Here is a 24,800-nt window from a genome sequence, read left to right on the forward strand (position 1 = left end):
CTAGTCTTCTACTTCATCCTCCCATACTTCTTCTTTCACTGCATCCTTATCATAAGGGAGCACAATGGTGAAGGTTGATCCCTTACCGTATTCACTCTTAGCCCAAATAAAGCCCTCATGTTGTTTGACAATTTCTTTAGCAATTGCTAGTCCTAGACCCGTACCACCTTGGGCACGACTTCTAGCGCGATCCACACGATAAAAACGGTCAAAGATACGTGGTAAATCCTGCTTAGGAATACCCAATCCTTGGTCTGAGATGGATAAAATCATCTGATCATCGGTTGTCTTCATGGTCACTGTAATTTTCCCACCATCTGGAGAATACTTAATAGCATTGTTAAGAATGTTGTCAATCACCTGTGTCATTTTATCTGTATCAATCTCTATCCAGACTGAAGTAATCGGATAATCCCTTACCAAATCATATTTCTTCTCTTCATCTGGTCCCCTCATCTTATCAAAACGGTTAAGAATAAAGGTAATAAAAGCAGTGAAATTAATCAGCTCTACATCCAAATGACTGGTTGCATTATCAATACGTGAAAGATGGAGAAGGTCTGTCACCATCCGCATCATACGGTTAGTTTCGTCTAGAGAGACCTTGATAAAGTCTGGTGCAACAGGTTCTGATAATGCTCCTTCATCCAAGGCTTCAAGATAAGATTTCACACTAGTTAGAGGAGTACGTAGCTCATGACTAACGTTGGAAACAAAGAGCCTCCGTTCGCGCTCTTCCTTCTCCTGCTCCGTCGTATCGTGTAAAACAGCAACCAGACCAGAGATAAAGCCGGACTCACGACGGATTAAAGCAAAACGTACACGAAGACTCAGATATTCACCATTACCATCCTGAGAATCAATCATAAGCTCAGGAATCTGGGTGATCAAATCGCGAAGTTCATACTCATCTGCAATCTTAAGCAATTCTAAAATGCTTTTATTAAGAACATCTTCTTTCTGAACACCTAGCTGTTTCTTAGCCATGTCATTAATCATGGTAATCTTGCCACGACGATTGGTTGCAAGGACTCCGTCAGTCATGTAAGACAGAATACTATTTAGTCTCTTAGTTTCTTGTTCAAGATTTTCTTGAGTCAGTCGAATCACTTCTGACATATCATTGAGATTATTAGTAATATTTGTAATTTCAGAACTTCCCTGTAAATCCAATACTCGAGAATAATCTCCTGCAATTAAATCCTTTACCTTTTGATTGATTTTCTTCAACCGAATATTATCCCGACGATTTTCTAGTAAAAGCAAGGTCACGACTAAAATAAAGCCAAGTAGAATGAGGACAAAGATAAAATCACTAGTTAAAACTGTGTCTTTAATTAGTTTAATCATTATTTCTCATATAATAACCAACACCACGACGTGTTAGAATATACTCAGGACGGCTTGGTGTGTCTTCAATCTTCTCACGCAAACGTCTAATAGTTACGTCGACTGTTCGAACATCTCCGAAATAATCGTAACCCCAGACCGTTTCAAGCAAGTGTTCACGTGTAATCACTTGACCGATATGAGAAGCCAAGTGGTACAAGAGTTCAAATTCACGGTGGGTTAAGTCTAGTTCTTCACCGTATTTCTTAGCAACATAGGCATCTGGAACAATTTCTAAATCTCCAATTTGGATAGGCTGAGGTTTGCTGTCTCCTTCCTGCTCATCTACTGGCATAGGCTGAGAACGACGCAGAAGTGCTTTAACACGCGCCTGCAACTCACGATTCGAGAAGGGTTTTGTCACATAGTCATCCGCCCCAAGCTCTAAACCGATAACCTTGTCAAATTCGCTATCCTTAGCTGAAAGCATGATAATAGGCACACTACTGGTCTTGCGAATAGTCTTCGCAACTTCTAAGCCATCAATTTCTGGAAGCATCAAATCCAGAATAATAATATCTGGATTTGATGCTTCAAATTGCTCTAGCGCTTCACGACCGTTAAAAGCAGTTACAACTTCGTAACCTTCCTTGGTCATATTAAACTTGATAATATCCGAGATTGGTTTTTCATCATCTACAATTAATATTTTTTTCATATGTTCACCTTTTTCTCTACTATTATACCAAAAAAATAACAAGAAGACACAATAGCTAGTCTTTGCTACTGTCTATATTGGCTTTTGCATAAGCCTGCCAGATTTTTTGTTGGGGTTTGGCAAGTGGATAATTCTTAAACTCTTCTGGTGAAAGCCAGCGAACTTCCCTATCTGAAAAGTCATGGAAGTCACTTACCTGACCTGCTACAATTTGAACATGCCACTTGCGATGACTAAAGACATGCTTGACAGTCTCAAAATAAACATCAAGCCAATCAACTTCTAAGTCATAGTCCTGCTGGAAACTCTCTTCTGGACTTGGACCAAAGTTCACGTTTTCTTCCGCAACCTGATGAAAGAGGTCAAACTGTTCTTCTTGCGAAAAGTTATCAACTTCTATCAAGGGGAAATGCCAAAAACCTGCCAATAGCTTTTCACTTTCATTTTTTTCAAGTAAAAATTGCCCCTGAGTATTTTTGACCACCAAGGCTTTAAGATAAATAGGAACAGGCTTTTTCTTTGGAGCCTTAATTGGATAACGGTCCATGCTTCCATTCTGATATGCCGCACTAAAATCCTTCACTGGACTCTCTTCTGGCCTAGGATTTACAGGAGCCTCAATATCAGATCCTAAGTCCATCAAGGCTTGATTAAAGTCACCTGGCCGTTCTGGGTCAATCAGAATTTCCATCATTGCCTGAAAAATTTTGCGATTACTTGGAATCCCAATATCGTGATTAACTTCAAATAGACGCGCCAAGACCCGCATGACATTACCATCTACAGCTGGCTCAGGCAAGTTAAAAGCAATACTGGAAATGGCTCCTGCTGTGTAAGGTCCAATTCCTTTCAGGCTGGAAATTCCTTCATAGGTGTTTGGAAATTGACCACCAAAATCAGCCATAATCTGTTGAGCAGCAGCCTGCATATTACGAACTCGAGAATAATAGCCCAAACCTTCCCAAGCCTTCAACAAACCTTCTTCAGGTGCAGTTGCCAAACTTTCCACGGTCGGAAACCATTCCAAGAATCGTTTATAATAGGGAATAACCGTATCCACCCTGGTCTGCTGGAGCATGATTTCAGACACCCAGATATGATAAGGATTTTTACTTCTGCGCCACGGTAAATCTCTTTTGTTTTCATCATACCAACTAAGAAGTTTCTCACGGAAAGAAATGATCTTTTCCTCCGACCACATGACGATACCGTATTCTTTCAAATCTAACATATCTCTAGTATAACACAGAAGATTTCACCTGTCTTTTTATCTGATTTATAATATTTTCAATAGATAGTATATGATTTTTCTTTCTACTTAAATATTTGATATGATTACAACTGAAAATCAATAAAATATCATAGAATGCGATTATCCACCTTCAGGGTTTGATTTTGAGACAAATAAACCATAAAGACTCATCTCTCTTATAAAACAATGAAAATGCAGGTTGATATCATCCTAAAACAAGTGAAAAAATGAAAAATAAAAGCCTATTGACCAAGCTAGAAAGCTTGATACAATAGGCTTTTTAAAGGCTGATTATTTAACAGCGTCTTTAAGAGCTTTACCAGCTTTGAATGCTGGAACTTTAGAAGCTGCAATTGTGATTTCTTTACCAGTTTGTGGGTTGCGACCTTTACGTGCAGCACGCTCACGAACTTCAAAGTTACCAAAACCGATCAATTGAACTTTTTCACCAGCTGCAAGGTAGTCAGCTACTGCTGCAAATACAGCTTCAACTGCTGCTGCTGAGTCTTTCTTAGTCAATTCTGTAGCTTCTGCTACTTTAGCGATCAAATCTTGTTTGTTTGCCATGTTAACGATTCCTCCAATTTATTTTCTAATTAACAAGTATAATCATATCCTAAAATCTCTTTTAGGTCAAGTTAAAAACGCTATTTCTTCCCATTTTATTTATTTTTTTAGGAGTGGTAACGTACCAAAATAGCCCAAGCGTTTTCACCCGTGTGAGTTTGAATAATAGATCCTGTTTCCAAAACTGAAATTGGCTTTTCAACGTAGGCTTGTAAGTTTTCTTTCATCTCTTTTGCCCAATCAGCACTACCAGAATATGAAATTCCAATCTCTGCTACAGAACGTTCAGAGAGAGATGCTGTCAACTCATCCAACCATTTTTTAAAAGTTTTAGCTCCACGACCTTTAACAATTGGCTGCAATTCATGGTCCTTCATCTGCATGACAACACGGATATTGAGAAGTGAACTCAACAATCCGGTTACACGGCCAATTCGTCCACCTTTGACAAGATTTTCCAAAGTTGAAACGCCAATATAAAGTTCTGTGTGGTTTTTAACCTCTTCTACATGAGATAAAATGGTCTCCATGTCTTTGCCTTCTTGAGCTAATCTCGCAGCCTCAACAACTTGGAATTTCAAGGCTTGATCTGTAAAAGAGCTATCAAGAACAGTCACATCTGCAGTAGATAGGCTAGCACCTTGACGCGCTGCTTCTACAGTCCCCGAAAGAGCATGGGACATATGAATAGCGATAATCTGACTACCATCCTTGCATAGGTCTTCAAATACTTCAGCAAAGACACCTACAGGTGGCTGACTTGTTTTCGGAAGATTCTTAGCTTCTTGCATCAACTGAAGAAATTTACCTTCTTCTTTCAAATCCGCATCAGAATAAACAACATTATCAATCATTACAGATAATGGAACAATTGTTATATCTAATTGTTTTACTAGTTCTGGTTCAATAGTAACAGATGAATCGGTTACAATCTTAATTTTTGTCATAGTATCAATCTTTCTATTTTAGGATTCAGATTGGCTTTCTTACTTCTAATTATATCAAAAAAAGATTAAAAATCCTAATGGAGTCATTCAAATTTTCCTTAAAAATTTGATATAATCTACTTATAAGAAAAGAGGTTCCTATGATTAAAAAAATTTATCCCGTTTTAACCATTTTACTAGGTGCTGCCATTTATGCTTTTGGGCTAACTTATTTTGTAGTTCCTCATCACCTCTTTGAAGGAGGAGCGACAGGTATTACCCTCATCACCTTTTATCTTTTTAAAATCCCTGTTTCCCTCATGAACCTGCTGATTAACATTCCCCTTTTTATCCTAGCTTGGAAAATATTTGGAGCAAAATCCCTCTATTCTAGTTTGCTCGGAACCTTAGCCTTGTCTGCCTGGTTGGCTTTTTTTGAGCGTATTCCCCTTCATATTGATCTGCAAGGTGATTTACTGATTACAGCCCTTATAGCTGGAATTCTATTAGGAATTGGGCTCGGAATTATCTTTAATGCTGGTGGGACAACTGGCGGAACTGATATTGTAGCTCGTATTCTCAACAAATACACTCATATATCCATGGGGAAACTACTCTTTATCTTAGATTTTTGTATTCTTATGCTTATCCTCCTCATCTTCAAGGATTTGAGATTGGTTTCTTACACGCTATTATTTGATTTTATCGTTTCTCGTGTTATTGATTTGATTGGCGAAGGTGGCTATGCTGGTAAAGGCTTTATGATTATCACAAAACGTCCTGATCAACTTGCTAAGGCGATTAATGATGACCTAGGAAGAGGTGTTACTTTTATTTCCGGTCAAGGCTACTATAGTCAAAAAGATTTGAAGATTATCTACTGTATTGTCGGTAGAAATGAGATTGTGAAAATGAAGGAAATGATTCATCGAATTGACCCTCAAGCCTTTATCACGATCACAGAAGCCCATGAAATCCTTGGAGAAGGCTTCACCTTTGAAAAAGAATAAAAAGAGGTAGTGTAGTGACCTCAAAAGTTAGACTAAATCATCTATCTTTTGGGTTACAGACAACCTCTTTTTTAATTACTCAAACTCTTAAGACCAATTGCGAGCTACTTCTTCATCTGCCTTTAACTGATCCACTAATTGATCAACTGAGTCAAATTTGGTCATATCTCGAATGCGATCGAGCCAATAAACCATGACGGTTTCCCCATAAATATCTTGATTAAAATCAAAAATATTGACTTCAAAACGTGCTTCTTCTCCATCAAAGGTCACATTTTTCCCGACACTAGCCATAGCACGATACTTCTGGCGTTGAATCTCAACATCAACGACATAAACGCCATCTGCTGGCATATAAGTACGGTCTAAAAGCACCAAATTAGCTGTCGGATAACCAATCGTACGACCACGAGCATTACCATGAACCACCATACCTCTCGACGGAAGTGGCGCCCCCAAAAGTTCTCCTGCTTCTTTCACATTTCCATCTAAAATAGCTTGACGGATACGTGTTGAACTAATCTTTCCTTTCTCATCTTCTACAGGTGGGACAATAATGACTTCTCCATCAAAGTAATCCTTTAAATCTTCTGCTGTTTTTTTGTCAGAACCAAATGTATAATCAAAACCTGCAACAATAATTTTGGCATTCATAGCCTTGATATAAGTTGCAAAAAATTCTTCTGCCGTGAGACTAGCAAATTGGCTACTAAAATCAAGGAGATATAATTCTTCTACACCTTCGCGTTTTAATTTTCTTTCACGTTCAGCAGGGTTCAAAATATGTAAAAATAGGTCAGGATGATAAGGCTCTAAAGCGATCTTTGGAGATTCATTAAAGGTCATAACGACGATAGGCAATAAATCCTTTCTCGCAGCCTTATTGGCAACACGAAATAATTCTTGATGCCCCTTATGTATACCATCAAAATAGCCGAGAACAACGACTGAATCAGATGGTGTGCCAATATCTTTTTGGTTTTTTATAGGAATAGTAATAATCATAAAATAATTATATCATAGCGATAGCTATTTCTGGAACAGAAAATCTGAAATGTCGTTTTTTTAACCTGAAATAGCCATTTTTGCAAAAGGCAGTACTGTTCAAAAAATAGTACAATAAAAAATGAATGATTGAATTGTACGCTATTCCTAATTTATTCTTATCGCATCACAGTTCATAATCATTCTTAAGTGAAAAACTATAATAGTTGAATAGCCTGCACTAATATCGTAAAAAGCCAGCATTTTCTGACGCTGACTTTTTAACTGTGAAAATTCTTTCTAAACTAGATTGCTTCTGTAACAAAACTACGGCTTTCAAGTACCTTAAGCATGGCATTAGCTGTATCTAGAGCTGTAAAGAGGGGCACTCCGTGTTCAATGGCTGAACGGCGAATCTGCTCACCATCTTCGTCAGCAGTTCGTTTGGTTCCTACTGTATTAATGATAGCTTGAATTCTTCCTTTACGAACAAAGCTTGGAATATCCTTATCGTCATCACCAATCTTACCAACAGGTTGGGCTTGCAATCCATGACTGGCAAAGAAGGCTGCTGTCCCTTCTGTCGCGAGGATACCATAGCCAATATTTTGGAAACGACGAGCCAAGTCCAAGGCTTCTTCTTTGGTATCATCAGCGATGGTAAATACAACGTTACCAAAAGTTGGCAAGTGTAAGTAAGAAGCTTCAAAGGCCTTATAGAGAGCTTTTTCCAAAGTCGTATCAGAACCCATAACTTCCCCTGTTGACTTCATTTCAGGACCAAGTAAGCTGTCTACCTTAGCTAGTTTGGTAAAGGAGAAGACAGGTGCCTTGATATGAACGCGAGTGCTTTCAGGGTAAAGTCCATCTTGGTAGCCAAGTTCTTCAAGTTTTTGACCAAGAATGAGCTTAGTCGCTACTTGAGCCATAGGGATATTGGTCACTTTAGAAAGAAATGGAACCGTACGACTGGCACGTGGATTGACCTCAATAACGTAGACTTTTTCATCCTTGATAACAAACTGGATGTTCATCATTCCAAGGCAGTTAAGACCGATTGCTAGGCGTTTTGTGTAGTCTGCAATGGTTTCCTGAACCTTTTGCGACAAGGTTTGTGGTGGGTAAACGGCCATTGAGTCACCTGAGTGGACACCGGCACGTTCGATATGTTCCATGATACCAGGGATAAGGACATTTTCACCGTCTGAAATGGCATCAACTTCACACTCTTGTCCAACGATATAAGAGTCGACAAGAACTGGGTGGTCTGGACTAGCCTTAACAGCAGTTCGCATGTAAGAACGAAGGTCTTCTTCGTTTTCAACGATTTCCATGGCACGTCCACCAAGTACATAAGATGGGCGGACAAGAACTGGGAAGCCAATCTTGCGAGCTGCAAGGACTGCTTCTTCTTCATTGGTAGCCGTTTGTCCTGGTGGCTGTGGAATATCCAGGTCTTTTAGAGCTTGCTCGAAGAGGTCACGGTCTTCGGCACGGTCTAGGTCAGCAACCTGTGTCCCCAAAATGGTCACACCTGCTTTTGCCAATGGCTCCGCAAGGTTGATAGCTGTTTGACCACCAAACTGAACGATAACCCCTTTTGGTTGCTCCAAGTCAATGACATTCATAACATCTTCGAATGTCAACGGCTCAAAGTAAAGCTTATCTGATACAGAGAAGTCTGTAGAAACGGTCTCTGGGTTTGAATTCATGATGATGGCTTCATAGCCAGCCGCCTGAATAGCCTTAACTGAATGAACAGTTGCGTAGTCAAACTCGACCCCTTGACCGATACGGATTGGACCTGAACCTAGGACAAGTACAGATTCTTTATCAGACTTGATAGATTCATTTTCCCAACCATAGGTTGAATAGAAATATGGCGTTTCAGAATCGAACTCTGCCGCACAAGTATCGACCATCTTATAAACTGGAACAATCTTGTTTTCCAAGCGAAGTTGACGAACGTGCTCAGCAGTCGTTTCCCAGAGTTCAGCAATCTTACGATCTGAGAAACCATTGAGTTTGGCTGTTTTCAAAATTTCTAGATTTTGTGGATGGGCACCTAATTCTTGCTCAATTTCAAAGATATGCAAGAGTTTATCCAGATAGAAGATATCAATCTTAGTCAATTCAGCAATCTCTTCAGGTGTATAACCACGACGAATAGCTTCTGATACATAGAAGAGACGATCGTCTTGGGCTTTCACAACCTTTTCAATCAAGTCATCATCTGAAACACTGGCAAGTTCTGGAATCTCGTTATGATGAACCCCAATTTCAAGGGAACGACAAGCCTTAAGGAGAGATTCCTCGATATTACGACCGATTGCCATGACTTCTCCAGTCGCCTTCATCTGGGTACCAAGACGGCGCTCACCTTTTTCAAACTTGTCAAATGGGAAACGAGGAATCTTAGCAACCACGTAGTCAAGGGCAGGCTCAAACATGGCATAAGTTGAACCTGTAACTGGGTTAATAACCTCATCCAAGGTCAAACCTACTGCAATCTTAGCAGCCAATTTTGCAATCGGATATCCTGTAGCCTTAGAGGCAAGGGCTGACGAACGTGATACACGAGGGTTTACTTCGATGACATAATACTTGAAACTGTGTGGGTCCAGGGCCAGCTGAACATTACATCCACCTTCAATCTTAAGGGCACGAATAATGCTCAAGCTTGCATCACGAAGCATTTGGTTTTCATAGTCTGACATGGTTTGCGCAGGGGCAAATACAATGGAATCCCCTGTGTGAATCCCAACTGGGTCAAAGTTTTCCATGTTACAAACAACCAAAGCATTGTCAGCTGAGTCACGCATCACTTCGTACTCAATTTCCTTGAAACCTGCGATTGAACGCTCAATCAAACATTGGGTAACAGGTGACAATTTCAACCCATTTTCAGCTATTTCACGCAATTCTTCCTCATTGGCACACATACCACCACCAGTACCACCAAGGGTAAAGGCTGGACGAACGATAACTGGGTAGTCAATTGTTGCTGCAAAGGCAACTGCTTCCTCAACTGTATTTACAATTTCTGATTCTGGAATGGGTTGTTCCAATTCTTCCATCAACTGTTTAAATAGGTCACGGTCCTCCGCTTGGTCAATGGCAGATAATTTGGTACCCAGAAGTTCAACACCAAGCTCATCTAGGATACCATTTTTAGACAATTCCATGGCCATATTAAGACCAGTTTGACCACCAAGGGTTGGTAGCAAGGCATCTGGACGTTCCTTACGAAGAATACGCGTTACAAACTCAAGTGTAATCGGTTCGATATAGACCTTGTCCGCAATCTCCTTGTCCGTCATAATGGTTGCAGGGTTTGAGTTAACCAAAACAACCTCATACCCTTCCTCTTTCAAAGACAAGCAAGCCTGGGTCCCAGCATAGTCAAACTCAGCAGCCTGACCAATAATAATCGGACCAGAACCAATCACCATAATTTTTTGAATATCAGTACGTTTAGGCATAGTTTATGATACAAAGCCCGTAAAGAACACAGTGAAAATAGGAAACTCGGTGCAGACGCCTTCAGCGTCAAGACGATGTTTATCTTTTTCACACAGTTCTTAGGGCGTGTTCACTTCCGCGAACAATGTATCTTCTCCTTTCTATTCGTCGCCTCACTGAGCGACATTAAATAAATTCTCCGACGATTTTTTAGCGAAACGATACTTTTCGGTAAAAAATCTAGTGCAGGGAGTTTTTAGTTCGCCTAATAGCGACTAAAAGAAACGACCTGCCTTTCTATTCGGCAACTCTCTGGCTGCCATTAAATAAGATACAAAGGACGAATAGAAAGCGATTGAATTTTAGGAAACCAAGGAAGGATTGACAATCCAAATTGGTTTCTCTAAATTCCAAGCTTTCCGTCCGAGTTTAGTTACATAAATTCTCCGACGAGCTTTTACTCGTTCTTAGTTTGATTGTTTAAAAGCTTCCATCATCTCTATAAACTCGTCGAATAGGTAGCTTGCGTCGTGTGGACCAGGGGCTGCGTCTGGGTGATATTGGACAGAGAAGGCAGGTTGATATCTGTGACGCACACCTTCAACTGACTTATCATTGATTTCTTCGTGGGTAATGATCAAGTGCTCTGGCAAATCTTCACGGCTAACTGCATAACCATGGTTTTGGCTAGTAAAGTCTACTCGTCCTGTTGCAATTTCACGTACTGCATGGTTAAAGCCACGGTGACCAAATTTCATCTTATAAGTCTTAGCACCATTTGCCATTGCAAAGAGTTGATGCCCCATACAAATACCAAAGATTGGGATTTTCCCTTGCACACCGCGAATCATGTCGAGTGCTTGTGGAACATCTTCTGGGTTACCTGGACCGTTTGACAACATAACTCCGTCAGGATTGAGATGGAGAATTTCTTCAGCCGTTGTCGAATAAGGAACAACCGTCACATTACAGTTACGCTTAGAAAGCTCACGTAAGATTGAGTGCTTGAGACCAAAGTCCACTAGCACCACGCTCAAACCAACTCCTGGAGCTGGATATGAAGTTTTAGTAGAAACCTGCTTGATATTATCTGTAGGCAAGACTGTTGCTTGGAGCTGGTCAGTTACATGGTCCATGCTGTCCCCAACATGGGTCAAGGTTGCACGCATAGTGCCATGCTTACGGATAATCTTGGTAAGAGCACGCGTATCAATACCTGAAATACCCGGAATTTTCTTGGCTTTCAAAAATTCATCCAGCGTCATTTGATTTCGCCAGTTGCTTGCTCTACGTGCTTCTTCGAAAACAACGACTCCCTTACAAGTTGGAATGATGGATTCATAATCATCACGGTTAATTCCATAATTTCCTACCAAAGGATAAGTAAAGGTCAAGATTTGTCCATTATAAGACTGGTCTGTAATGGATTCTTGGTAGCCGGTCATCCCTGTATTAAAGACAATTTCGCCTGTTACATCAATATCTGCTCCGAAGGCCTTGCCTTCAAAAACTGTGCCATCTTCTAATACTAGAAGTCTTTTTGTCATATTTTCACCTCTCGTGGACGCTCACTGGCGTCTTTTAACGTCTTGTGTTTTAGTTGGCGTTTCTACTCGCCAGTACGGATTCTAAGATTGCCATTCTAACAAAGACACCATTGGTCATTTGTTGGACAATCCGTGATTTTGGTGCTTCAACCAAGTGGTCTGCGATTTCTACATCACGGTTGACTGGAGCTGGGTGCATGAGGATTGCTGTTTCTTTCAAACGGTCATAACGTTCTTGAGTCAAGCCATGTTGGGCATGGTAGTCTTCTTTTGAAAAGACAGCTCCACTATCATGGCGTTCATGTTGCACACGGAGAAACATCATGACATCCACCTGATCAATGATTTCATCAATGGTTACAAACTGTCCATAGTCTGCAAACTCTTGACTTCTCCATTCCTCAGGTCCAGCAAAGTAAAGTTCAGCTCCCAAGCGTTTCAAAATCTGCATATTGGATTTGGCAACGCGTGAATGGTCCAAGTCACCTGCAATCGCAACCTTGAGACCCTCAAAGTGGCCAAATTCCTCATAAATAGTCATCAAATCCAGCAAGCTTTGGCTAGGGTGTTGTCCCGAACCATCTCCACCATTGATGATGGAAGTCGTAATCGTCGGACTAGCAATTAACTCTCTGTAGTAATCAACCTCTGGGTGGCGAATCACACAGACATCCACTCCTAAAGCAGACAGAGTCAAAATGGTATCATAAAGTGTCTCCCCTTTATTAACTGAACTAGTCTTCACATCAAAGTCAAGTCGTTCCAATCCCAGTTTAATCTCTGCCACTTCAAAGGACTTATGCGTCCGTGTAGAATCCTCAAAGAAAAGATTGGAAACAATCGGGTGGTCTTCATAGGGAAGCTGGGCTCCATTTTTAAACTCAATTCCTCGCTTGATCAATTTCATCACTTGATCGACAGTGAAGTCTTCCATGGACACCACATGGTTCAATGCTTGTTGATTTTCTGACATGGCTACTCCTTTAGCTTTCTAAGCTTCTTCAGTAATCAGAACTCTGTCTTGGCCATCAAGTTCTGCCATCTCCACGATGATTTCTTCAGAACGACTGGTTGGGATATTTTTTCCAACGTAATCTGGACGGATTGGCAATTCTCTATGTCCACGATCGACTAGAACTGCTAAACTCACGCGCGCAGGACGACCATGACCGACAATATTATCAATAGCAGCGCGAATGGTACGACCTGTATAAAGCACATCATCCACCAAGATAACTTCACGGTCTGTCACATCCACTGAAACCAAAGAGGTATCTTCTCCACTTTTAATATCATCACGGAAAGGTTTGGTATCCAATTCCACAACAGGAACTGAAAGATTTTCTAGTTGCTCCAAACGTTCTTGAATTCGGTGGGCGATAAAGACACCGCGAGTTTTAATACCAGCCAAGACGATCTTATTCAAATCTTTGTTACGTTCGATAATCTCATAGGTAATACGCGTAATCGCTCGTTTGACGGTCAATTCGTCTACAACTTCTTTTGTCTTCATGACAAACCTCCAAAAAGAAAAGTCTCCTTAAACAAGGAGACTTGAAATGTATAGCCAAGCGAGCCCTACTGCAAACAGTATAGACTTCACCCTTCTACTTTATCGCGCTCCTTGCCTGCCTCACGGGACAGGTTTAAAGGAATATTTAGTTATCAAATACTATAGCACAAAGTAGACCTAAAATCAAGCAAAAACTTTTGAGCCCCCATCTTATAAATTGCTAAAATCATATAACTGTGGGTACTGGTCACACTCTGGATTTTTAGGATGACAAATAGCTCTTCCAAAATAAATCATGGCCTGATGGGCAGCTAACCACTGCTCCGGTGGCAAGATATCCATGACCCGCTTTTCCACCTCAAGAGGTGTCGCTGATTTTTTGACGATATCGTGGTGTTTGCTAATACGCTCCACATGAGTATCCACTGCAAAAGCTGGAATCCCAAACCCCACACTCATAACAACATTGGCTGTCTTGCGACCAACACCTGCCAAACTCTCCAATTCCTCACGTGTCTGAGGGACTTGACCATCAAAATCGTCTAGTAACTGCTGGGCACATTTTTTAAGGAATTTAGCCTTGTTCCGATACAGGCCCAGGCGAGAAATGTGTGAAGCAATCTCACTCTCTGTCGCTACAGACATGGCTTGTGGCGTTGGAAAGGCAGCAAAGAGACCTGGTGTGGCCTTATTTACTGCTGCGTCTGTTGTCTGAGCTGACAACATGACCGCAACCAAGAGTTCAAAATTATTGGTAAAATCAAGACTAGGCTTAGCATCTGGAAACAGAGCAATGATTTCTTCTAGCACTTTTCGTGCTCGTTTTTTTGACAAAACCATTATTCGTCCCCATCAAATAGTCCTTGTAAGCCAGCAAAAGGACTGTTTTCTTCTTTCTTAACTGCTTGTTGAGCTTGGTATTCTTCCTCTGTCATGATTTGCCAGTCATTTCCTGACACAAATCCTTGACCAGCTTCTTCTTCAGCTGTCAAGACCTTGATAGGGATATTAAGCAGGATATTGTCTGACACGCTCTCAGCAAGGTCAAGTTCTCCATTTTTGATAGGCAAGACCAAATCATCATCTAGAACTTCTTGATCTAGCTGGTTAGTTGCGCCTTCCATGAAAACTTCCGTGACTGGATAAGATTCAACTAACTCAACTGGCTCCATACTGCGACTTGAAGCAAGAACAATGGTATAAGATAGTTGATAATCTAAGAAATACATACGGTCTTCATACTGTACTTTCCCAACTGCAAGGATATCTTTTACATCTAAAATTTCTTGATTGCGTGCACGCAGATCTGCGGCTAAGTCTAACGTTTGTTCAAAATGCAAGCCCTCAGACTGCTTACGAATTTCTTGAATATTTAATTTCATACTTCCTCCATAAAGATTTACTCTCTTGATTATACCATGAAAAGGCTACAAATCAGCCCACCAAACTTTGTAATTAAAATTTAAATTTTTGACATATTCACTATTATGTTTTTGTTTTTCAATGCTATACTATAGACAATAATACATCAGAGCAAGGAGGATGCTCACATGGAAGATAAAGAACTCATTACTAATGCTTACCACTCGTATTTTAGAGGTATTTTAGAGATTTGAATTTCCAGTTTTCTGTTGACAAAATATCCTGAAAGGTATAGGATAGAGGTACCAATACTCGGAGGTAAGTGAGACATGAACAACTAAGTCTATCAAATAAAGAACCTTTATTTAGTAGATCTTGTTTTTGTCTCTTTTTGTGTGCTCTTTTATGCTCTTTCTTCTGGCATTTTATACTCAATGAAAATCAAAGATCAAACTAGGAAGCTAGCCGCAGGTTGCTCAAAGCACTGCTTTGAGGTTGTAGATAAGACTGACGAAGTCAGTTACATATATCTACGGTAAGGCGACGCTGACGTGGTTTGAAGAGATTTTCGAAGAGTATTAATAGAGTTTTTTGACATAGACTTTGGGCTCTACTAGGTAAAGTAGAGCTTTTTGTTATGCACTATCAACATTCTAGAAAGGGCAATCATATGATAAAAATCAATCACCTGACCATCACACAAAACAAAGATTTACGAGACCTTGTCTCTGATCTCAGCATGACCATCCAAGACGGAGAGAAGGTCGCTATTATTGGCGAAGAAGGAAATGGCAAATCAACCTTGCTTAAAACTTTAATGGGGGAATATTTGTCTGATTTCACTATCAAGGGAGACATCCAGTCTGACTATCAGTCACTAGCCTATATTCCTCAAAAACTTCCCGAGGAGCTGAAAAAGAAAAGTCTACACGACTACTTCTTTTTAGATTCTATTGATTTAGACTACAGTATCCTCTATCGTTTGGCTGAGAAATTGCATTTTGATAGCGATCGTTTCGCTAGCGACCAAAATATTGGCAGTCTATCAGGGGGCGAAGCTTTGAAAATTCAGCTCATCCATGAGTTAGCCAAACCCTTTGAGATTCTCTTTTTAGATGAACCTTCAAATGACCTGGACCTTGAAACAGTTGATTGGCTAAAAGGTCAGATTCGAAAGATTCGGCAAACCGTTATTTTCATCTCCCATGATGAAGACTTTCTTTCTGAAACGGCAGATACTATTGTCCACTTGCGACTGGTCAAGCACCGAAAAGAAGCTGAAACTCTAGTAGAGCATTTAGACTATGAGAACTATAGTGAGCAGAGACAGGCTAATTTTGTCAGACAAAGTCAGCAAGCTGCTAACGACCAGAGAGCCTATGACAAAACCATGGAAAAGCATCGCCGAGTCAAACAAAACGTAGAAACTGCTCTTCGAGCTACCAAAGACAGTACTGCTGGGCGACTATTGGCTAAAAAAATGAAAAATGTTCTCTCTCAAGAAAAACGCTTTGAAAATATAGCTCAGTCCATGACCCAAAAACCACTTGAAGAGGAAGAAATCAGACTTTTCTTCTCAGACATTCAACCATTACCGGCATCTAAAGTCTTAATCCAACTGGAAAAAGAAAATTTGTCCATTGACGACCGAGTTTTAGCTCAAGAACTACAACTAACTGTCCGTGGGCAAGAAAAAATCGGTATCATCGGCCCAAATGGTATTGGGAAATCAACTCTGTTAGCCAAATTACAGCAACTTCTTAATGATAAAAGAGAGATTTCGCTTGGTTATATGCCACAAGATTACCACCAAAAACTGCAATTAGATTTATCACCAATAGCCTATCTCAGCAAAACTGGGGAAAAAGAGGAACTGCAGAAAATCCAATCTCACTTAGCCAGTCTCAATTTCAGTTATCCAGAAATGCAGCATCAAATTCGCTCCTTATCTGGCGGGCAACAGGGAAAACTCCTGCTTTTGGACTTAGTCTTGCGCAAACCAAACTTTCTCCTTCTGGATGAGCCAACACGAAACTTTTCTCCAACTTCTCAACCCCAAATCAGAAAACTCTTTGCAACCTATCCAGGCGGTATCATCACTGTTTCTCATGACCGTCGTTTCTTAAAAGAGGTCTGTACGAGTATCTATCGTTTGACAGAAAATGGTTTGGAAGTCGTTGATTTAGAAGATTTATAAATTTGCAACATAGCATATAGGCTGAGCAAAAACGCAATTTCAGGATAAAAGAGAGTAAATCTTCCCATAATAAAACGCATAATATCAAGTTTTTTTGTACTGATATTATGCGTTTTGTAATTTTAAAGACTTTTTGCCCAGCCTCTCTTCTAATCTACACTTCAAGATTGTAGACAAAAATAAATTGATAGTTCTGTAGATCTACTTTTATAAAAACTTAATGCATATAGATAAATCGAAGATAATGTTCTTGTTTAGGACTATTTATAAATTTTATCAACTAAATAGACTCTTCATCAAGATTAGATACTAGTATTCTAAAATAGACATTTTCTTTTTTATAGTAGATTGAATTTGAACTAGTCCACCGAGGTATCTAAAACATTGTTAGAAATTGGTTTGAATTCCCTAATCAATTTGTTCAGTTTTTATTTCATTTTACTATATCAAGATATGTAAAAGAAACCTAATCACTTACCTTTTTCTTTAAAAGATTCATATATTTTTTTATATAAGTCTTTTATATCTTTTTTCTGAGAATTCAACTCTTCTTTACCATAGTCAAAATTTGCTACTACAAATCCCTCGTCAGCATCAGAAAAAGTAAAAAACTCTATTTCAATTAGTTTATTATGCTTAGAGTCCTCTATAGTGTCTCCTAAATCATTATTGAATTTCTTCACTTCTTCTTCACGAACTCCGAACCCCGTAGCAGCTCCATTTGCAATAATGTTTGAAAATACTTCTTCTGAAGACGCTACTTCTTTCACAGTTATGAAGTATGTAGCTTCTTCCGTTTCTACTTGTTTCACTTTATTCCATTTTTCTGTATCACTAGAAGAAACCGTAAAAACGGTTAACTCCACCGTTGGTTTATTAGTATTTTCTTTTTTGATCATTTGTTTTCCAAAGAAGAAAATAGCAAGTAGCCCAGCTACAAAGATCAAAGCGATATAAATTATCTTTTTCATACATTATCCCCTATATCTTTCATATCAATGATCACATCAACTTTTTTATAGACAGCTGGATCGTGAGTCGCTATAATAACATATTTGTCTTCATCTCTTTCATTTAATAATAAACGAATGATTTCTTTTCCAATCTCACCATCTAAAGCTCCTGTGGGTTCATCTGCTAAAATAATTTTACGTGGTTTCATTAACATTCTGGCAATAGCTACACGTTGAGCCTGCCCTCCAGACAATTCATATATTTTTTGATGTAAATAGTCGCTCGACAGCCCTACTTTTTCAAGTACATCAGTTATTGTTTTTTTGTCTTTAGTGATAAGGCTCAGATTATCATATACTGTTTTGTTATCTATTAAAGAATAATTCTGAAATACATATCCAACAGTATTTTTAAAAAAAATTCTTTCTTTTATCTTCCAAATATCTTGTTTATCAACTAAAACATTCCCACTGTCAATTTTTTCTAATCTTCCTATAATATTAAGAAGGGTGCTTTTACCGGAGCCAGAACCTCCAATCAATGCATAGCTTTTTCCAGATTCAAATATTAAATTTAAGTCTGTAAAGATCTTCTTTGAGCCGAAACTCTTTGAAACGTTCAAAAGGTCAATTGTCATGATTCATCTCCTTTTAAAATTTTAGTGTAGCTTTCAGATAATTTCCTAAAACTCATTATGATTGACAGCATCAAAACTAGTATAGAAGCAAGACCAATATATAGCAGCTCTATTTGCCCTGTCATAAGAAATGTAAATAGGATAACCATTGTAATAATCATCATAAAGTACTTGAGACTTGAAATTGCTATATATGTTTTTGACAGACCCAAAATAATTTTTTTCACATATTCATTTTGTTTTAGGGCAATATAAAGTTGGACATATTGATAAATGAGTATAAAGACAATACTGTAAATTATCTTTTGTAAGATTTGTGAAAGTAAAATTTGGTGCTCTAAGGATTGAATCTTTAATTTCACAATTTGGTAAACATCTACTGGATTCATTGAGAAATTCAACGGGACAGTCATCTCATTTATTTTTTTTACCGCTTCAGGACTAAAAAGAGATTTATATAGTATGTTACTAGCCAAAGAAAACTTATTATTTTCCATCATTTTGTCCGTATCTAACACAACAACTATATTATCTTTGCTATCTGCTACATTTGCCAGCGGTAAAATATCTTTCATTTTAAGATTATTATCAGCATCCTCATTAAAATAAAAAATTTTTTCCCCATCAGGAATTATTTGAACTGCAAGCTGTTCTCTTGTATAGTCTGTTCCAATAAATTGTTCTGCTACAACTGTATTCTCAATAGATTTCTGGTTTTCTTTCCATTTCTCAGGAATATAGATGGTTGCTATCTTATTATCTAAAAGATGATAGTTTGTTCCATTCACTTTATTTTGTAGGTTAGCACCTGTTTGATTAATATAAATCAACTCTTTATTTATTTCTGGATTCGTTATCCCGTCATTTTCTAATTGTTTAGAAAAATTTTCTATAACATGTGAAGTTTTCATGAAATCTGGAACATAGGCCGAAGATCGTTCTATATATAAAAAATCTAAGTTTTTTAAGGCAGCAACTATCTGTAGATACTTACCATCTGAATCACTAACTTCTCCATTTTTAGCAGAGTTACTTTCAATTCCAAGGAATTCAATCCTTCTCCAGTCTTTTACTGTGTCCCATGGTACTAAATTCTGTATCTGGATGTTGATACTGGATTGACTACTCTTTGTTTCTTGTAAAAAAATTCCTGATACAACGATAATAATCGAAATAATGGCAAGCCATACGACAAAAATAAGCTTGTTTTTTGCCTTGTTTTTGATAATTTCAATGGGCTTTTCAATCTGAATTGTCAACCAAAATAAAACAAAGGTGATGAGATCAACGATTTGAAATAATATAAAATTCGTTAAAAGCAGAGAGAAAAATAACTTAGAACTATAAGTGAAGAGACCATTCCCCAAAAAAGAACTGTAAGAAATCATCAATAAAGCCATCATAATCAGTTCAAAAATAAGAGAAATGCCATACTCTCTTCTTAGATCGTATACAGGCAATCCCAAAGAACGTCGTATCACTCCTTCTTTAATCTGCTTCGTTCTAACAACAAATAACACAACTAATAAGGTTAAGTAAATTGACCCCATTAACAGTATTCTTAAAGTTCCAGTAAATTGTAAGATTCCTCCTATATACCAAGGATAAGCCATATAGACTGTTTGTAGTCCAGTCATCGTAAGTGGTTTCAAACTGTCTATATTTATTTTTCCAAGGGTGTAATACATCCCTATTATTGGTGCTGACTTTAATTGTTCATTATTTACATCATCGACATTTACATACTTCAACTGACCAGAACTCTGAACCACCGGCTTGTAAATGGTAACATTTTCCGTTTTTGATAGGTCACGAATCATTTCGTAAATTTCGTTATTAGAAAGATTACTTTTTCCTTGGATAGAAAAAGCACCATCAATTGGTAAAGGTATGGGAGTTTCGGTATCGCTGATAGTGATCAGACCAATTGCAGCAATCAAACAAAAGAAGAATCCAATGATACATAATTTTAATTTCATAAGCACTTCCCCTATCCTTTCATTGGGACTATTGTTTTCATAAATTATTTTTAAAATCTATAATAATCTCAATATGCATTTAAGCGAAAATTGTTTCAAGATTTTTTCTTGAAATGTCTATCTATAATCTTTTTTATCGCGAACTTTAACGTTCCCCAAATATTCGTTACTGAAGACTCTGAACTAATATTATTTGAAGAACTAACAAAGTAATTCGAATAACCATAGCTATCACTTACACCATACTTCCATAAATCAATAATCAGATATAGAACTGGGATTGCTGTAGTTGCACTACCAACACTAGCTGTAATAGCAAAGCTAAAACTTAAACAACTTGTAGCAAGCAAAATGAACTTCTTCTTAGTAAATTTTTTGTATTTTACTTCTCCTTGAATTATAATATTTGAAAAAACTCAGTAATAATTCTCTATTCTAAAATCGAACACATTTATTTGTAAGTGTTTACAACATTAATTTAATACTAATATTTTAGTTTGTCAAGTATCTTTAGTATATTTTTTTAGGAAAATAGGGGAGATATCTGTAAAATAAGAATTTGGAAAATAAACTCATGTCAATCTACGTTCTTCAGTAAATGAGCATAGTCATAGTACAATCCAAAAATGAACGTTCAACCCTAATTACTTCTAGGTTAGAATTTTTAATCCCTCTTTCTAACTACATGCTTCTTGGATATTTCTGGACTTCCAAACTAGAGTCAGGTCTAATATAATAGTTTGAATTTAAAACAGTACAACATGACTTCTAAAACATGAAATTAATTTGAATTTCCCAATCTATTTGTTCGCATCTTATTTCAATCTGTTATAAATTCCCTCAACTTACTAGTTTTCATTAGGATGGGAAAAAACTACTTCTAACTATCAAAAAACGAGCACCTCCTCAGTTGGAAATGCTCGTTTTCTTATGTTGCCATGGTTTATAATTACAATGAGAAATGGGAAACAGCCTTGAATGGCAAAATCTACTAGATCTCCGACTACCAACTTTTTTATTCTACTGGTTTTTCTTGATTTCCAGTACTTGTTGTAGATTCTGTTGTTTCCTTTTCTGAAGTTGATTCATCTGGTTTAGAATCTCCTGTGTTGCTTGGTTTGTTTTCCTCCCTTGCAGTTTCACTGTTAGATTCTGCAGCTGCGTTTGGTTGGCTCTCAGCACTGATCTTATCACCATTTGCTTCAGCATTTGTTGCTGGAGTTGCATCTTCACTCGCACTTGATTTTGACTTGATTTCTTGATTCAAGACCAGAATAGCTTTTGTCAATTCAAGTAAAGCAGCTTTATCTTTACTCTTGGCAGAAAGTTGATCTAGTAGAGCATCCACTTTATCAAAGTCTGCATCAGAACCCTTATTGTTTTCTAAATAAGCGTGAAGTGACATGAGAATATCGTAGAGTTTTTGATAGAGTACAAGTGTCTGAGGGTCTTGCTCAGCATTTTCCTTCTCTTGTTGAAGGGCACTAGCGATACGAGTCAAGACATCTTTCGCCTGACTGTTTACTTCATCCAAGTCTGCATCTGCCTTATTTGTAGCAGCTTTGAGATTTTCTACTTCTTCTGCCAAGGATTGTCTGATACCTTCTTCTTGGATTTGTTCCAAGAGTTGAGTTGCCTTGCTCAAGAGGCTTTCTACTTCTTCCTTGCTAACATGATTGACATGTTCTTCAGGCATAAAGTCTCCGTACAATTCTTTCAAAAAGCCATAAATAGCTGTCTTGGCAGTTTGATTATCAACTTTTTCAGTATCTAGAACTGTCTGACTTGATTTCGCAGTAGTTGGCTGAGCTTTCAAAGCTTCTTCCACTTCTTGTTTTGCCTGATAGATGCTTGGGAATAATTTGTTCAATTCTGCTGCCTTAAGGAAGGATTGAGATTGATACAAGGTCCAAGTCAACTGAGCTACTTTGTTTCGAAGTTCATCACTCAAACGACCGTCATTTACGTGTTCGTAGAAGTACTTGATGTATTCTACAGTTGTAACACCTGTTCGATCATTAAAGTCTTGAAGAGCTTGAAGTTGTGATTCAACCGCTGCTAAACCAGCCTCATCTTTAGCCAACTTAGCTTCCTGGAGTCGAACGAGAAGGTCTTTCTTAGGAAGTCCATAAGAATCTGTATCTAGTGTATTGATTTTATCAATCAAGGCCTGATATTTCTTATCTAGAGCGCTTGTTTTAACAGGCTTGACACTTTCATCAATATGGATATATTGCTTATCAAAGAGATCCAGTGTTGCAAGATAACCTGCTGTAGAGTTAGTTGCCAGTTTCTTCATGTTTTCAGTAAACTGACCTAAAGCTAACTCGATCTGTCTTTGTTCGATAGGTTTGTCTTTATAGATGTTTCTGCTTTCAGCTAGAAGTTGATCTACTTTTGCCAAAACTGCCTTCTCATCAAAAGCTCCAGGTTGGTAGTTGGATTGTAGAGCTGGAATTTTATTTTTCAAAGCCACTTCATAGCCCTTGGTTTGAACCTTGATGTAGTGATTGTGGTCACCATGAGGGATCACAAAACTACCATTTTCTACCTGCAAACTATAAGGAGACACACCATCACGTAAGGCAGTCGTATAGAGTTCATTTAAGAAATCAAGTTCTGGATTTCCAGTTTGAAGAGGAATCCGAACGTGTTCCTTACGAACAGCGTAAGGATGAATATGAGTTGGATCGTAGGCTTGGTCTGGATTTCCAAAGACAAAGAATCCGTTGGAAATTCTAATAGCTTCAAGTGGCACACCATAGGTCTTAGAAATATAAGCAATTTTTTCTTCATCGCTAGCATCTCTTGAGAAAGACTCTACCGTTTTAGCAAGAGGTTTTACAAGTTCTGCATCATGATGTGTTTTCAAATGATCCTGAGCTGCCTTAATTTGGTCTGCTGTCAAATCCTTCTTGAAGAAGTAATGATTATGGTCACCATGACTCATGATAAATCCTGATTCATCTTCTGCAATAATTCGATTAGCATCAAAGCCGTGACTATCTTCTTCATGTTCCTTATGTGAAGCACCTGGATTGGTTGGAAGAGATGGCGAAGGTGTTGCTAGACCATTGTTTGAATGAGTCGGTTGTCCAATTTGGTTCGATTTTAGAATGTAATGGAAATGATCGCCATGTCTTACAATATAAGCTGTAGCTGTTTCTTCAACGATATCTTTTGGATTAAAGATATAGCCATCAGAAGTTGAAGAGAGTTCCTTACTTATCGTTGAAGAAGAAGGATTGTTTGAAAGACTTCCTAGTCTAGACGCTACTTCATGAGGTTTTTCATTTGTAGAGACCGTAGAACCAGTTCCACCGATAGGCACCATTCTAGCAATCTTTTCTTCTAAAGCAGAGAGCTTGCTGTAAGGAATAAAGTGATAATGGTCGCCATGCGGAATCGCAACTCCATTCGGTGTACGACTGACAATCTTAGCAGGGTCAAAGACTAAGCCATCTGATTCACTGTAACGTTGGTCGCTAGGTGAATCATAGAGTTCTTTCAATAGACTTTGGAGATTGTCAACTTTGCTTTCTGGCTTGCTAGTTGATCCGTGTGCTACAGATTGCGTGTTATTGTCACTAGCCACTGAAGAATAGCTTAACTGACTCGGTTGCGTATTTTTGCCCGCTAGATGAGCTTTGGATGCTGCTAATTCACTAGCAGATAAATCACTTTTTGGAATGTAGTGATAGTGACCACCGTGAGGAACGATATAAGCATCACCGGTATCTTCGATAATATCAGCTGGATTAAAGACATAACCATCATCTGTCGTATAGCGTCCTTGAGATCTTGCTACAGAAACATCAGAGCTGACCTTCTCCTTATCTTTGACATGTTCTTGTTTTTGACGGTTGATTTCATCTTTGGTTCGAACATTATCAGCATGAGCTACATCTTTCAAATAGACATAGTATTTTCCATCGACCTTGATGATATAACCACCCTTTACCTCGTTGACAATATCTCCATCCTTAAGTTGGTAATTTGGATCCTTCATCAGAAGTTCTTCACTAAAGAGGGCATCATAAGGAACTTTCCCGTTATAGTAATGATAGTGATCACCGTGTGACGTCACATATCCCTGATCTGTAATCTTAATAACAATTTGCTCGGCCTGAATTCCTTCTTTTTGGCTAACCTGATCTGGTGTCAGGTTTTCAGTTTTCTGACTTGACTGACTGCCATCCACATAAGAGACACGATTATTGTCCTTATCTTCCTGCGAGAGATGCTGATTTAGCGCATAAGCACACAGACTCAAGGACACGATGACAGCTGATCCGACTGCTATATACTTTTTACTGAATTTCATAAATTCCTCATTTCAATAAATGATGAAGCTTTTTCTTAA

The 24,800-nt window shown here is 38.4% G+C and carries 18 protein-coding genes; 2 read left to right on the forward strand and 16 right to left on the reverse strand.

Annotation, left to right across the window (positions count from 1 at the left end; all coding sequences use genetic code 11):
- From vicK to FJR73_RS00620, 5 genes are all read right to left on the reverse strand, one after another.
- Entirely contained in the window at positions 1-1,350 is a 1,350-nt protein-coding gene (gene vicK / locus FJR73_RS00600; RefSeq protein WP_140832694.1) for a cell wall metabolism sensor histidine kinase VicK, read from the reverse strand.
- Complete coding sequence (gene yycF, locus FJR73_RS00605; RefSeq protein WP_140832696.1) at positions 1,343-2,047, reverse strand: response regulator YycF; 705 nt, start codon at positions 2,045-2,047, stop codon at positions 1,343-1,345. The genes vicK and yycF overlap by 8 nt, the downstream gene beginning before the upstream one ends.
- A 55-nt stretch (positions 2,048-2,102) precedes the next feature.
- Complete coding sequence (mutY, locus tag FJR73_RS00610) at positions 2,103-3,278, reverse strand: A/G-specific adenine glycosylase (protein WP_140832699.1); 1,176 nt, start codon at positions 3,276-3,278, stop codon at positions 2,103-2,105.
- Between the two features lie 312 nt (positions 3,279-3,590).
- Positions 3,591-3,866 (reverse strand): HU family DNA-binding protein, encoded by a 276-nt coding sequence (locus tag FJR73_RS00615; protein WP_001284637.1) that lies wholly within the window; start codon positions 3,864-3,866, stop codon positions 3,591-3,593.
- Positions 3,867-3,973: 107 nt separating this feature from the next.
- Positions 3,974-4,813, reverse strand: coding sequence for a DegV family protein (locus FJR73_RS00620; RefSeq protein ID WP_140832701.1), 840 nt, complete (start codon positions 4,811-4,813; stop codon positions 3,974-3,976).
- A gap of 140 nt (positions 4,814-4,953) precedes the next feature.
- Here FJR73_RS00620 and FJR73_RS00625 point away from each other — a divergent pair, with 140 nt between their 5' ends.
- Positions 4,954-5,802, forward strand: coding sequence for a YitT family protein (locus FJR73_RS00625; protein ID WP_000592070.1), 849 nt, complete (start codon positions 4,954-4,956; stop codon positions 5,800-5,802).
- 87 nt (positions 5,803-5,889) lie between these two features.
- Here FJR73_RS00625 and FJR73_RS00630 read toward each other — a convergent pair whose 3' ends face one another.
- From FJR73_RS00630 to FJR73_RS00660, 7 genes are all read right to left on the reverse strand, one after another.
- Positions 5,890-6,807 carry a bifunctional riboflavin kinase/FAD synthetase gene (locus tag FJR73_RS00630; protein WP_000587437.1) on the reverse strand — a complete coding sequence of 306 codons (918 nt, stop codon included), beginning with the start codon at positions 6,805-6,807 and terminating at the stop codon, positions 5,890-5,892.
- Between the two features lie 284 nt (positions 6,808-7,091).
- The gene (gene carB, locus FJR73_RS00635; protein WP_140832703.1) at positions 7,092-10,268 is read right to left on the reverse strand and encodes a carbamoyl-phosphate synthase large subunit; all 3,177 of its coding nucleotides are present in this window, start codon (positions 10,266-10,268) and stop codon (positions 7,092-7,094) included.
- A 447-nt stretch (positions 10,269-10,715) separates the two neighbouring features.
- Entirely contained in the window at positions 10,716-11,795 is a 1,080-nt protein-coding gene (locus FJR73_RS00640; RefSeq protein ID WP_000166853.1) for a carbamoyl phosphate synthase small subunit, read from the reverse strand.
- Between the two features lie 49 nt (positions 11,796-11,844).
- A complete protein-coding gene (locus FJR73_RS00645) occupies positions 11,845-12,768 on the reverse strand; it encodes an aspartate carbamoyltransferase catalytic subunit (RefSeq protein ID WP_140832705.1) in 924 nt (307 codons plus the stop codon).
- 18 nt (positions 12,769-12,786) lie between these two features.
- On the reverse strand, positions 12,787-13,308 hold the full coding sequence (pyrR, locus tag FJR73_RS00650; RefSeq protein WP_061759127.1) for a bifunctional pyr operon transcriptional regulator/uracil phosphoribosyltransferase PyrR: 522 nt from the start codon (positions 13,306-13,308) through the stop codon (positions 12,787-12,789).
- A 210-nt stretch (positions 13,309-13,518) separates the two neighbouring features.
- Positions 13,519-14,148 carry an endonuclease III gene (nth, locus tag FJR73_RS00655; protein WP_140832707.1) on the reverse strand — a complete coding sequence of 210 codons (630 nt, stop codon included), beginning with the start codon at positions 14,146-14,148 and terminating at the stop codon, positions 13,519-13,521.
- Positions 14,148-14,690, reverse strand: coding sequence for a DUF177 domain-containing protein (locus FJR73_RS00660; protein WP_140832710.1), 543 nt, complete (start codon positions 14,688-14,690; stop codon positions 14,148-14,150). Before FJR73_RS00660 ends, nth begins: the two co-directional genes overlap by 1 nt.
- 617 nt (positions 14,691-15,307) lie before the next feature.
- Here FJR73_RS00660 and FJR73_RS00665 point away from each other — a divergent pair.
- On the forward strand, positions 15,308-16,867 hold the full coding sequence (locus FJR73_RS00665) for an ATP-binding cassette domain-containing protein (protein WP_140832712.1): 1,560 nt from the start codon (positions 15,308-15,310) through the stop codon (positions 16,865-16,867).
- A gap of 470 nt (positions 16,868-17,337) precedes the next feature.
- On the opposite strand, the gene FJR73_RS00670 is transcribed toward FJR73_RS00665, so the two are convergent.
- The 4 genes from FJR73_RS00670 to FJR73_RS10490 all read right to left on the reverse strand — a co-directional run bounded on the left by FJR73_RS00670 (position 17,338) and on the right by FJR73_RS10490 (position 24,761).
- Positions 17,338-17,838 carry a hypothetical protein gene (locus tag FJR73_RS00670; protein WP_140832714.1) on the reverse strand — a complete coding sequence of 167 codons (501 nt, stop codon included), beginning with the start codon at positions 17,836-17,838 and terminating at the stop codon, positions 17,338-17,340.
- A complete protein-coding gene (locus FJR73_RS00675) occupies positions 17,835-18,458 on the reverse strand; it encodes an ATP-binding cassette domain-containing protein (RefSeq protein WP_140832716.1) in 624 nt (207 codons plus the stop codon). The genes FJR73_RS00670 and FJR73_RS00675 overlap by 4 nt, the downstream gene beginning before the upstream one ends.
- On the reverse strand, positions 18,455-20,437 hold the full coding sequence (locus FJR73_RS00680) for an ABC transporter permease (RefSeq protein WP_140832718.1): 1,983 nt from the start codon (positions 20,435-20,437) through the stop codon (positions 18,455-18,457). The genes FJR73_RS00675 and FJR73_RS00680 overlap by 4 nt, the downstream gene beginning before the upstream one ends.
- Before the next feature lie 1,015 nt (positions 20,438-21,452).
- On the reverse strand, positions 21,453-24,761 hold the full coding sequence (locus tag FJR73_RS10490) for a pneumococcal-type histidine triad protein (RefSeq protein ID WP_140832722.1): 3,309 nt from the start codon (positions 24,759-24,761) through the stop codon (positions 21,453-21,455).
- Positions 24,762-24,800: the final 39 nt, after the last annotated feature.

It is taken from the genome of Streptococcus sp. D2, from assembly GCF_006385825.1.
Classification (GTDB): domain Bacteria; phylum Bacillota; class Bacilli; order Lactobacillales; family Streptococcaceae; genus Streptococcus; species Streptococcus shenyangsis.